General features: G+C 48.6%; 13 protein-coding genes. 9 read left to right on the top strand and 4 right to left on the bottom strand.

Translation table 11 applies throughout. The annotated features are described in order from the left end of the window. Positions 1 to 267: 267 nt before the first annotated feature. Positions 268 to 684, bottom strand: coding sequence for a hypothetical protein (locus P1P89_20285; GenBank protein ID MDF1593854.1), 417 nt, complete (start codon positions 682 to 684; stop codon positions 268 to 270). A 256-nt stretch (positions 685 to 940) separates the two neighbouring features. On the opposite strand from P1P89_20285, the gene P1P89_20280 reads away from it, so the two are divergent. Together P1P89_20280 and P1P89_20275 are read left to right on the top strand one after the other, a co-directional pair. After that, positions 941 to 1,255 carry a helix-turn-helix transcriptional regulator gene (locus P1P89_20280; protein ID MDF1593853.1) on the top strand — a complete coding sequence of 105 codons (315 nt, stop codon included), beginning with the start codon at positions 941 to 943 and terminating at the stop codon, positions 1,253 to 1,255. Beyond that, positions 1,252 to 2,478 carry a type II toxin-antitoxin system HipA family toxin gene (locus P1P89_20275; protein ID MDF1593852.1) on the top strand — a complete coding sequence of 409 codons (1,227 nt, stop codon included), beginning with the start codon at positions 1,252 to 1,254 and terminating at the stop codon, positions 2,476 to 2,478. Before P1P89_20280 ends, P1P89_20275 begins: the two co-directional genes overlap by 4 nt. Before the next feature lie 20 nt (positions 2,479 to 2,498). On the opposite strand, the gene P1P89_20270 is transcribed toward P1P89_20275, so the two are convergent. Continuing rightward, positions 2,499 to 4,034: a YifB family Mg chelatase-like AAA ATPase gene (locus P1P89_20270; GenBank protein MDF1593851.1), complete on the bottom strand. Its 1,536-nt coding sequence runs from the start codon at positions 4,032 to 4,034 to the stop codon at positions 2,499 to 2,501. A gap of 301 nt (positions 4,035 to 4,335) precedes the next feature. On the opposite strand from P1P89_20270, the gene P1P89_20265 reads away from it, so the two are divergent. Further along, a complete protein-coding gene (locus tag P1P89_20265; protein MDF1593850.1) occupies positions 4,336 to 4,599 on the top strand; it encodes a hypothetical protein in 264 nt (87 codons plus the stop codon). Beyond that, entirely contained in the window at positions 4,574 to 5,041 is a 468-nt protein-coding gene (locus P1P89_20260) for a PilZ domain-containing protein (protein MDF1593849.1), read from the top strand. Before P1P89_20265 ends, P1P89_20260 begins: the two co-directional genes overlap by 26 nt. A gap of 220 nt (positions 5,042 to 5,261) precedes the next feature. Here the strand turns inward: P1P89_20260 and P1P89_20255 are convergent, their stop codons facing one another. Together P1P89_20255 and pyrR are read right to left on the bottom strand one after the other, a co-directional pair. Further along, positions 5,262 to 5,768: a molybdenum cofactor biosynthesis protein MoaB gene (locus P1P89_20255; GenBank protein MDF1593848.1), complete on the bottom strand. Its 507-nt coding sequence runs from the start codon at positions 5,766 to 5,768 to the stop codon at positions 5,262 to 5,264. Between the two features lie 196 nt (positions 5,769 to 5,964). Further along, the gene (gene pyrR, locus P1P89_20250) at positions 5,965 to 6,510 is read right to left on the bottom strand and encodes a bifunctional pyr operon transcriptional regulator/uracil phosphoribosyltransferase PyrR (protein MDF1593847.1); all 546 of its coding nucleotides are present in this window, start codon (positions 6,508 to 6,510) and stop codon (positions 5,965 to 5,967) included. Between the two features lie 290 nt (positions 6,511 to 6,800). On the opposite strand from pyrR, the gene P1P89_20245 reads away from it, so the two are divergent. The 5 genes from P1P89_20245 (at position 6,801) to tatC (ending at position 10,696) form a co-directional block, all read left to right on the top strand. Further along, positions 6,801 to 7,430: a molybdenum cofactor guanylyltransferase gene (locus P1P89_20245; GenBank protein ID MDF1593846.1), complete on the top strand. Its 630-nt coding sequence runs from the start codon at positions 6,801 to 6,803 to the stop codon at positions 7,428 to 7,430. Between the two features lie 2 nt (positions 7,431 to 7,432). Continuing rightward, on the top strand, positions 7,433 to 7,918 hold the full coding sequence (gene moaC / locus P1P89_20240; protein MDF1593845.1) for a cyclic pyranopterin monophosphate synthase MoaC: 486 nt from the start codon (positions 7,433 to 7,435) through the stop codon (positions 7,916 to 7,918). Between the two features lie 331 nt (positions 7,919 to 8,249). Beyond that, a complete protein-coding gene (locus tag P1P89_20235) occupies positions 8,250 to 9,389 on the top strand; it encodes an MltA domain-containing protein (GenBank protein MDF1593844.1) in 1,140 nt (379 codons plus the stop codon). Between the two features lie 172 nt (positions 9,390 to 9,561). Further along, the gene (locus tag P1P89_20230) at positions 9,562 to 9,960 is read left to right on the top strand and encodes a twin-arginine translocase TatA/TatE family subunit (protein MDF1593843.1); all 399 of its coding nucleotides are present in this window, start codon (positions 9,562 to 9,564) and stop codon (positions 9,958 to 9,960) included. Continuing rightward, positions 9,950 to 10,696: a twin-arginine translocase subunit TatC gene (gene tatC / locus P1P89_20225; protein MDF1593842.1), complete on the top strand. Its 747-nt coding sequence runs from the start codon at positions 9,950 to 9,952 to the stop codon at positions 10,694 to 10,696. Before P1P89_20230 ends, tatC begins: the two co-directional genes overlap by 11 nt. The last annotated feature ends 84 nt before the right edge of the window (positions 10,697 to 10,780 follow it).

The raw sequence follows: 10,780 nt of genomic DNA, 5'->3' as shown, positions 1-10,780 counted from the left end.
CAGCGCCATCGGGCGATGTTCCCCGCACACGCGGGGATGAACCGTTGCTCAATCATAGTTTCCTCCCTGATCCCCGATGTTCCCCGCACACGCGGGGATGAACCGTCCTTGATCACCTGGCCCAGGTCTCCGGACCCATGTTCCCCGCACACGCGGGGATGAACCGTGAATGTGTTTTTCGGACCCACCGCGACATATATGTTCCCCGCACACGCGTAATAAGCGGGACATTCTATAGTCCTCAGGACAACAGGGACGCCCATGCTTTTATGCGTTTTGCATAGCAACCGGACTAATCCCCGACTCTTCGACAATGATGCGCCCCCGCTCAACCGCCCGGCTGGCAGCGGATTGGCTCCATCCCAACCTCAAGCCTGCCTCAGTTGCCGACATGCCGATCTCATGAACAGCCCAGTAGGCTAAGACACTGCACACTTTTACATGTACAGGGTGTTTGCCCGGCGCCGTCAGCTCCCTTTTTGAGATATCGAAAATTTCACCAACCCTCTTGGCAACCCTTTCAAATGAATATCCATCGGCCTTGAGCCGATACTTGCGCTCCATCGCCTCGGAAGCAGAACCGAGAACCGTCTCCGCAACGTCGCTATCACCAAGAATCCGTTCGTCGCTTTTTGCATGAATCTTCATGCGTCGCAAACCGGCTATCGCACGCCACCCACCCACGCTGCGAATCAATCCGCCTTCGACAAATTATGTGATGCAAGGCCCTCGGTGCATCTATCCTTGATTTTCCAGGCATGCGATTTCTCCACCACAGTTAAAATGAATAAAAAACGCAATTTTGCATGGGCGTCCCGCTTAGCCATAAGAATTGACGGTAAATTTAAACCTGAATACACGCAAGGACAAAGATACGAAAGATACTCACTCAGTAATATATTCTTTACATTATAGTTATTTTTATACTATAAGGTAAAATATGTTTAACAATAAAAATAGTGTTGAATCCATACTGCAGCTGCTTGGCGAAAGGTTGAGAGAAGCGCGTCTGGCTCGCAACGAGAGCCAGGAAGTGTTCGCGCAAAGGCTTGGCTTGACCCGCCAGTCATACAGCAGGATGGAAAAAGGCTTCCCGCAGACGTTGATCGGCAACTGGCTGGCAGCCTCTCTTATCCTTGACCGCCTTGATGGCTGGCAGGATGTACTGGCTCCAAAAGAGGACCTGTTCGCGAAATTTGAGAAAAAAGGCAGTAAACGGCAACGGTCCGGAGGAAGGCGAAGGAAGACGACATGATTCTTACAGTATGGTTGACTCTGCCCACAACGGAAACTGTCAAGGTCGGAGAACTGGCTGTGGACGATCCTGATTTCCGGGGAGCGCTGAAGGGACAGTTTCGCTACACGGCCGAGTTCTTGGGGCATCCGCGGGCATTTCCGATCGATCCCCTGCATTTAGCGTTATCCACGGAAATTTTCGATGCGGAACGGCCCCGCGCCGGAGTCCATGGCGTTTTTGAAGATAGTCTCCCGGATGATTGGGGGCGGAGGCTCCTGGTCCGTCGTTACAAGCTGGGACGCGGAGAGCAACGTGTTCCCCAGTTATTGCGGTTACTGGGCCACCAAGGTTTGGGAGCCTTGAGCTATGTGGAAGAGGGCCAGCCGGAATCGAAAACGGCCGGGGTCCCCAGCCGGCATCTGGAGGAACTGGTGAGGTTGGCAGAGAAATTCGAGCAGGAACCTGCAACTGCACCAGACGATGAACTTTCCTTGTTGTTTCAGGCTGGAAGTTCGCCGGGCGGGTCCAGACCAAAAGCCCTTGTTGAAGATGAAAACGGGGCATATTTGGCAAAGTTTGCCAGCACCAGGGATCACCTGGACGTCGTGGGTCTGGAGGCCGCAGCCATGGAGTTAGGCCGCCGTGCAGGCATAGTGACAGCCGATACCAGGATTTTACCTTTGGGCTCCAGAAAATGCCTGTTGGTGAAACGCTTCGACATCAACGAAGCTGGCGGCCGCAATCACTTGATCAGCATGCAAACACTGCTAAAGGCTGACGATTGGTACCATGCCGGATACCGGGAACTGGCAGAAGTGATTAAGTATGTATCCGTGCGACCGGGGCCGGATCTCCAGAGGCTTTACAGGCAGCTGCTGTTCAATGTGATGATTGGCAACACCGATGACCACCTGAAAAATTTCCTGATGCTGCACGATGATGAAGGCTGGAGATTAAGTCCGGCTTTTGACCTGGTGCCGAACATTGGTTTCAACCAGGAACATGTGCTGCGCATCGGACTGGATAACAGACCGGCAGGTCTGAAAACACTTCTGGCAGAGGCCAAACACTTCGGGATAAAAAGGAGGCAACAGGCCCTGGATATAATTAAGGAAGTTCATGAGATTGTCACAACGTGGCCCGATGTTTTCAGTATGTATAATGTGCCGGGAAAAGACGCCAAGGTTATAGGCAAAGATATAACTCACCGATGCAGTCGGATAAATAAATATCCCGTCTGATATTTCATTTGATTTCCTTTTCAGATAAAAAGTTTACCCCGATCCAGGCTGCGGTACTGGATGGCTTCACCCACATGATCAGAAGTGATTTGTTCGCCACCGTCAAGATCTGCAATCGTGCGCGCGATCTTGAGGATGCGGTTAAAGGCTCTGGCGGAAAGCCCCAGCTTGTCGATGGCCGATTCCAGCAGGTCGCTGCTGGCCGCATCTATGGGGCAATACCGCTTGATCTGGCGGCTGCTCATTTGGGCGTTACAGTAAATCCGGGTGCGGGCAAACCGCTCGGACTGGCGCTGGCGGGCGGCATTGACCCGCTGCCGGATAAGGGCGGACGGCTCTGCCCCGGCTTCACCTCTGAGATCCTTATAGGGAACCGCCGGCACTTCCACATGGATATCGATGCGGTCGATCAGCGGGCCGGAAATTTTTGACCGATAGCGACGGATCTGCTGATAGGTGCAGCTGCATTCGTGCTTGGGGTCTGACAAATAACCGCACGGACAGGGATTCATGGCTGCCACCAGCATGAAGCTGGCGGGGTAGGTAATGCTGGAGGCGGCCCGGGAAATGGTTACCTTTAGGTCTTCCAGAGGCTGTCGCAACACTTCCAGAACCGGTTTTTTAAACTCAGACAGCTCATCCAGAAAAAGGACGCCATTGTGGGCCAGGCTCACCTCGCCCGGTCTGGGAATATGGCCGCCGCCGATTAAGCCGGCATCGGAGATGGTGTGATGGGGTGAACGAAAGGGCCGTTTGGTGACCAGGGCCTGATCCCTGGACAACAATCCCACCACACTGTATATTTTGGTTGTTTCAATCGCCTCATCAAATGTCAATGGCGGCAGGATCGTCGGCAGTCGCTTTGCCAGCATGGTCTTGCCTGAACCGGGCGGTCCGATCATGATCAGGTTATGACCGCCGGCAGCCGCGACTTCCAGGGACCGCTTGACGTGATCCTGTCCCATCACCTCGGCAAAATCCAGGTCGGATTCATCCTGCCGGCTAAATATGGCCGCAACGTCCGTCTCTTCCGGTGGAATCTGTTTAAACCCGCGAAAATAGTCAACCACTTCCGGCAGGGTCCTGGCCGGCAGGACGGAAATGCCCGCGACAATCGCTGCCTCCCGTCCGTTTTCCGCCGGGACGATAATCCCCGTGTAGCCGGCCTGCTTGGCCGCCAACGCCATGGGAAGCGAGCCCCTGACCGGTTTAATGCGGCCGTCCAGGGAGAGTTCGCCCATGATGAGAAATTTGGAGATGATCTCCTGGGGTATGATGCGGGTGGCGGCCAAAATTCCCAAGGCCATCGGTAAATCAAATCCGGTGCCTTCTTTCTTGATATCGGCCGGCGCCAGGTTGACCGTAATCCGGTCATCCGGAAACCGGAATCCGGAATTTTTTATGGCGGATTTTACCCGCTCTTTGCTCTCTTTAACGGACGCTTCCGGAAGGCCTACCGTCGTAAAGGTGGGCAGCCCCTGGGAGATATCAACCTCGACCTCGACCAGATACGCATCAATCCCCAAAACGGCACTGCTCAAAACCTTGGCAAGCATCCCGCCTCCTCTCTGTTGCCTAACAGAATCAAGGATTACATCGGTTCGCCGGTTGAACGGATTTGACATTTCAACGATTGAAATTTATAACAGATCACTGTATATTGAACAATCTTTATTATACCGCTTTCCATAATAAAGTTCCGAAACTATGAATTGCGGTATAAGCGGTTGTAGAAAAAAACGTTGGGATAAAGGAACGTTTTTTTGACAACCGCTATATAAGTTCGCTAAGGATAATATATGGGAAAATGTTTGTGCAATCCTGAAATCGAAACCAGCATGGTATGCATGAAAGATAATGTTTATCTTTGCGAAGAATGTTTATTTTGTAGAAACCCAGAAATTTATTGTAAATTTCGAACAGCATGTCCGATCTGGTTTAGCCGAAAGAACGGTGGGGGCTGGAATGAAACTGAAGGGGCTGGCCGTGAGGCCGATGCCGTCGCCCCGGCAGAGAGCGACGATTGTTCCACAACATCCCATAGAGACCATTCATAATGAACGCTTCAGCCGAGTGAAAGGGCTAACAGACGAAAATGACGGAAAAAATTTTTTTAGATGACCAGAACCATGCAACCTTTAAATGCCCGAAATGTTCAAAATCCTGGACAAAGGATTTATCCGGCTTTAAAGACACCAACAAACGGATTCAGCTGAAATGCAAATGCCCCTGTGGTCATGTCTTTCCAGTGATCCAGGAAAGGCGCAAGGGCTTAAGAAGAAGCGTCACTGTCACCGGCGCCTATTTTCACAACCAGCGGGAAATCAGGGGTCTCATCACCGTTAAAAACATATCCAAGTCAGGCGTCGGGCTGGTATTGTCCACCAAACAGTCCATCAATAAGGGTGATAAGCTGCAGCTGAAGTTCAATCTGGACAACGCCAGGAAGTCGTTTGTAGACAAAGAAGGCGTCGTAAAAAAAATCGAGAATGATTATTTGGGCGTAGAATTTATTGACGAAGCCTGGGGCGAAGAGCTGAAAGATTATTTCTCCGGCGATTAAAATCCCGGGGTGAGAGAGCCCATTATAAGTTGTGCCGTCGGAGAATCTGCTTTCGTGGAATTTCGCTCCTGTATTGAAACTACAAATCTCAAATGCCAAATCCCAAACAAGTTCCGATCATAAAAATTCGAATTTTTAAAACCGGTTCGTCTAAAAAGTTTTGATGATTATCTATTGAGATTTTTTTGGAATTTGATCTTTGGACTTTGTAATTTTGAATCTACCCTTGCTCCACATGCTTAACCAGATGACCCAGCTCAGGAAATATGAGATTTTTACAGGCCAGCTTGCACGCTTTCAAACTGCCCGGCATGCAGAAAATGACGGTTTTGCCGACCAGGCCAGCGGTTGCACGGGACAAAATGGCGGCGGAATCGATCTCTTCAAAACTGAGCAGCGTAAACAGGGTCCCAAAGGCCGTCAGTTCTTTGTCAAAAAACGGCCGCACAGCTTCAATGGTGACATCCTGGGTGCTGATTCCGGTGCCGCCTGTCAAAATTAGAACCTGGGGGGCATGATCCCGAATGGCGTTGACGACCGTGCGGGAGATGGTTACGGCCTCGTCCGGTATCACCTGATGCAAAACCACCTCGTTGCCTTCCTTGCGGGCCTGTTTGCTGATCCATTGCCCGCTTTTGTCGTCAGATAATGATCGCGTGCTGGAAACCGTAATCACACCCACCCGGATGTTTTTTGGAACCTTTGCCTTATGTTCTTTAGTACCCATTATTTTCTCCGGCGGCTACCCTTGTAAAACGTTCTTTTTTCAGCTTAAGGCAGACGTCCCGCTTTTGTCGAGACATGCACGGCAAACGGTATGATACAGGAATTGAAGAACCCTGCTGTTCCGCCTCGGCGGGACAGGAAATGCGTTCGCTGTTGCGGTTCAGCCCAAAGGGGTGCCAAACAGCGTTCTGTTGCGATCACTCCGACCCGGATCTTTCGATCACTACCCGGTCTTCCCCATCATATTCCGAAAGTAGCACATTGATGGTATCTGTCCGTTGGGTTTCGATAAATTTTCCCGCATAATTAGCCTGGACCGGAAGCTCCCGATACCCCCGATCCACCAGTACGGCAAGTTCAATCCTGTCCGGCCTGCCGAAATCAATCACGGCGTCCATTGCCGCCCGGGTGGTGCGACCGGTAAAAAGGACATCGTCAATTAAAATGATCTGCCGGCCATCAACTGAAAATAATATTTCGGTTGCCTGCACAATCGGGTGGGGGCCAATCCGGGTCCAGTCATCTCTGTAAAGGGTAATATCCATGTTGCCGGTTGGAATTTCAACCCCTTCGATCTCACGTATCTTTTTCTGAATTCGTCCGGCCAGATAAACACCTCTGGTTTGGATTCCGATCAGTGAGAGGTTTGCGGCGCCCCTATGCACTTCGAGGATTTCATGTGTCATTCGGGTCAATATACGGTTGATATCGGCCGCATCCAATAGGATACTGTTTCTACTCATTCTTTCCTGCCTTATCGCTTTTCAAATTAGCCGACGTCAAAAGTGTTTCAGTCGGTTTGCGGATTGCTATCGCCTTTTTCAGTTTGCTTTATATCATTTCCCGGATTTTCTTCAAGTTTTATATCATTGCAACCGGCGCCAGACAACCTAAACCTTTTAAATTACCTTGATTTTAGTCCGTAACTTGCCTATGGTAAAAGTAAATTTATGATGTTTTAACCATTTTAAACAGCCAACTTTTTTGAATATTTTAATAATTTGTCCAGCAAGCAAACAGAAACCGTCTCCATATGAAGCCACCATGCAGCGGGGTAATATTGGCCGGAGGTCTCAACACCCGGTTTTCAGGCCGTGACAAGGCCCTGATCTCTGTCGGCCAAAAGCGAATTCTAGATCGAATTTATGAAGTATTTATCCAGCTTTTTGATGAAATCTTTCTCGTCAGCAACAGCCCGACCCGATATCTGGAATGGGATTTAAATATCGTATCGGATCTTTATCCGCTCCGGAGTTCCTTAACCGGAATTCATGCCGGTCTTTTTTATGCGTCAAACCCGCATGTCTTTTTTGCAGCCTGCGATACCCCTTTTTTAAAAAAAGAATTGATCGAAACGATTATCGACGGTATCGCGCCGGGTTGCGATGCGATTATTCCTGAAATTTCAGCCGGCATGGAACCCCTTTGCGCGGTATATGCGAAAAGGAGCCTGGACAGAATTGAGCAGCACCTGGCCCAGGAGAAGCTAAAAATCCAATTGGTATTTAAGAAAAACCGCATAAAGAAAATACCCGAAAAAATACTGCGCGAAAAAGATCCGGAACTTATTTCTTTCATGAATATCAATTCCCCGGAAGATCTGGAAAAAGCCGAAGCCCTTTGCGATCGGTTTGACGCAATAGATTTAATTTCAAAGGAGTGACCATGTCTACTTTTTCCCATATAGATGAAAAAGGAAGCGTCCGCATGGTGGATGTCACCGACAAAGGGGCGACATTGCGAGTAGCCACAGCACAGGCTGTGATATCCATGAGCCCGCCAACTTTTGAATTGATCCAAAATCAGGCCGTCAAAAAGGGAAATGTTCTTGAAACCGCCCGAATAGCCGGCATCATGGCAGCTAAGAAAACATCGGATCTTATCCCCATGTGCCATCCCCTCAATATTACCCATGCCGTGATTGATTTCTTTCCGGATATCCTAAAAAGCGCCATCCGGATCGAAGCGTCCATGCGTGTTTTGGGACAGACTGGCGTTGAAATGGAAGCCTTGACTGCAGTTTCGGTTGCCGCCCTGACCATCTACGACATGTGTAAGTCCCATGATAAAAAAATGACCATTTCCGATATTTTATTATTAGAAAAATCCGGTGGAAAAAGCGGGGCTTTTGTTAGAAAAAAACCTGTTTAAATTTTTTAATATTTTCAGCGCTTGAATAAAGCCGTTTTTAATCTTTTTGGCGGGCAGTATTGATTCATTTGTCCATAATACGTGTCAAAAATCTGTTTCGGATGAAAGGAGAGTCCATAAGCGGATTTCCTGAAAATTTAAACCGGAACGGTTTCTGACATTTGTTATAAAAACGCTCGGAAGCGTGAAGCGCTTTCAAAAAACCCCTATATAAAATTTGAAAATTAAAAAACAGACCATGTTGCCTGCAGAACGAACGCCATCCTCTCATAAAACGTGTATTCTCCTGATCGCCCTGTTTTTTTTACAGCTGGTTGCCGGATGTGCGCTTTTGAAAAAAGAAGCTCCGGTCACCAGGGAAAACGCCATGAAGCGCCTCAAATCCTCTGCATTCCCTGCGTTTATGGACGACCTGGACTATCAAGGGATGACGGACGTCATTTTACTGAGCATTTCCTATCTGGAAAAAGTGCCGCCGGACAGGGAATTTCAGTTCGGCACAGACATGTATCGTGCCGACCATTTGATTCGATCATTTAAATTATTTCAGGAAGTTATCGAAAACAAACCGTCGGCTGAAATTCTTAAAAAATTTATCAAAAAGAATTGCGTTGTGTATCAATCTGTCGGTTCCGACGATTCAGGCGATGTGCTTTTTACGGGATATTATGAACCGTCTCTTCAAGGAAGCCTCAGCCAAAGCGATGAATTCAAATACCCGTTATACGCCCGGCCCGACGACCTGCTGACCATTGATCTTTCCTTGTTTTCAACAAAATACAAGGGGGAAAAAATAACCGGCCGATACACAGGTCAAACCGTTATACCCTATTATGACCGCAACGAAATTGACCGGCAACATCTGCTCGAAGGGAATGCTTCGCATGTGGCATGGGTGAAAGATCCGGTCGATCTGTTTATTCTCCATATCCAGGGATCGGGTAAAATCCTTCTTGCTGATGGCCGCTCCATCAACGTTCACTATCATGGCACCAACGGGCGGCCATATAAAGCTATCGGAAAGCTACTCATCGATACGGGTAAAATTGAAAAATCACAGATGTCGGTGCAAAAGATACGCGCTTATCTGCACCAACACCCCGAAGAAGTGGAAGCGGTCTTAAACTACAACCCCAGCTATGTTTTTTTTAAAATAGAAGAAGACGGCCCCATCGGCTCTCTAAATGTCAAACTGACACCGGCAAGATCCCTCGCCGTGGACTACCGCCTTTTTCCTCTCCCCGCCCTTGTATTCATTGAAACCCAGAAGCCGGTTCTCAATGACAACGGAGAGATTCACAGCTGGACGGACTTCACTCGTTTTGTTGTCAGCCAGGACACCGGCGGTGCCATCCGTGGTCCGGGGCATGTCGACCTGTTCTGGGGAAACGGCCCCTACGCCGAACTTGCCGCAGGACATTTGCAACATTCCGGCAGCCTTTATTTTATTGTACTGAAACCGGATGAATAACATACCGGTTCGTAATGCTTGACACCGCTGGTTAAAGTAAGTACTAAATCAGCTTGGTTAGAACGATTCTTACATTTTATTAAGGCTTGAAAAAAATCTGCCGCATCGGAGTCGTATCCCCGGCTATCGCATATCCATCGGCCGGACAAATATTGATTATCAGGAGCTCTATATGTTTGGCATCGGAATGCCTGAAATGCTTTTAATACTGGCTATTGCGCTCATTGTCATCGGCCCTAAAAAGCTGCCCGATCTTGCAAAGTCCATCGGCCGTGCCTTTGGAGAATTCAAGCGGGCAACCTCAGAGTTAAAACAGTCCATCGATATTAACGATGATCTTCATGATGTTAAAAGAACCTTCGATGACATCGATTCCGATGTCAGGGAGTCTGTTGATTTCACCGGAACCCCGGATCAAAATACTGTTTCACCGGCGCCTGACGCCATTCAGGATAAAAAAATCACCGAAGAAAAAGCAGACTCCATCCCGAATGACCCAACCGATGCGGGAGTGGTAAAAACCGAAACAGACAACAGCGCCATGGAAGGTAAGCCCGGCAATGAAAGATGATGACAAGCTTCCTTTTACGGCACACCTGGATGAACTTAGAAAAAGACTGATTACCTGCTTTGCGGCAGTGGGAATCGGTTTTTTAATTTCCTACGGGTTTAAGGAAAAACTTTTTTATATTTTAACCCGTCCGCTGATTTCCGTCATGCAGCCCGGTGATAAACTTATCTTTACCGGCCTGCCTGAAGCATTTTTCACATACTTAAAAGTCTCTTTTCTGTTCGGCCTGATACTGTCAGCGCCGGTTATTTTGTACCAATTCTGGATGTTTGTCGCCCCCGGTCTCTATAAAAATGAACGACATCTGCTCCTGCCGATCGTTTTTCTGTCTTCCTTTTTTTTTATCGGCGGTGCGCTGTTCGGCTATTTCATCGTTTTCCCGCTCGGATTTAAATTTTTTTTGGGATTTGCAACCGATACCATCAAACCACTGCCTGCCATGCGGGAATACTTAAGCTTTTCCTCCAAATTGCTGCTGGCCTTCGGGCTTGTATTTGAACTGCCGCTGGTCATCACGTTTCTATCCCGGATGGGGCTTGTTACGGTTGACTTTCTGAAAAAAAACAGAAAGTACGCCATCCTGTTGTTTTTTGTGGCGGCTGCCATATTAACCCCGCCGGATGTGGTAACACAAGTCATGATGGCGCTCCCCCTCATGCTCCTTTACGAAATCAGTATTATCGGCGCCAGAATTTTTGCACATAAAAAACCCGCAAAAGAGAAGCCGGCCGCCTAATTTTTTATTTTTTATATACTACATTATTGACAGATCCGAGCGAGCTTGATAGTTTTATGCATCGTCATCAAAATGATTTCACTG

It is taken from the genome of Desulfobacterales bacterium (genome assembly GCA_029211065.1).
Taxonomy (GTDB): Bacteria; Desulfobacterota; Desulfobacteria; order Desulfobacterales; family JARGFK01; genus JARGFK01.
This window is presented reverse-complemented; position numbering and strand designations above follow the sequence as displayed.

What these genes read in the sequence shown, in the direction of transcription:
- P1P89_20280 (MDF1593853.1), top strand. Translation starts at nt 941, where the DNA reads ATGTTTAACAATAAAAATAGTGTTGAATCCATACTGCAGCTGCTTGGC.
- moaC (MDF1593845.1), top strand. Translation starts at nt 7,433, where the DNA reads ATGTCTACTTTTTCCCATATAGATGAAAAAGGAAGCGTCCGCATGGTG.
- P1P89_20255 (MDF1593848.1), bottom strand. Translation starts at nt 5,768, where the DNA reads ATGGGTACTAAAGAACATAAGGCAAAGGTTCCAAAAAACATCCGGGTG.
- P1P89_20265 (MDF1593850.1), top strand. Translation starts at nt 4,336, where the DNA reads ATGTTTATCTTTGCGAAGAATGTTTATTTTGTAGAAACCCAGAAATTT.
- P1P89_20245 (MDF1593846.1), top strand. Translation starts at nt 6,801, where the DNA reads ATGAAGCCACCATGCAGCGGGGTAATATTGGCCGGAGGTCTCAACACC.
- P1P89_20230 (MDF1593843.1), top strand. Translation starts at nt 9,562, where the DNA reads ATGTTTGGCATCGGAATGCCTGAAATGCTTTTAATACTGGCTATTGCG.
- P1P89_20260 (MDF1593849.1), top strand. Translation starts at nt 4,574, where the DNA reads ATGACGGAAAAAATTTTTTTAGATGACCAGAACCATGCAACCTTTAAA.
- pyrR (MDF1593847.1), bottom strand. Translation starts at nt 6,510, where the DNA reads ATGAGTAGAAACAGTATCCTATTGGATGCGGCCGATATCAACCGTATA.
- P1P89_20270 (MDF1593851.1), bottom strand. Translation starts at nt 4,034, where the DNA reads ATGCTTGCCAAGGTTTTGAGCAGTGCCGTTTTGGGGATTGATGCGTAT.
- P1P89_20275 (MDF1593852.1), top strand. Translation starts at nt 1,252, where the DNA reads ATGATTCTTACAGTATGGTTGACTCTGCCCACAACGGAAACTGTCAAG.
- tatC (MDF1593842.1), top strand. Translation starts at nt 9,950, where the DNA reads ATGAAAGATGATGACAAGCTTCCTTTTACGGCACACCTGGATGAACTT.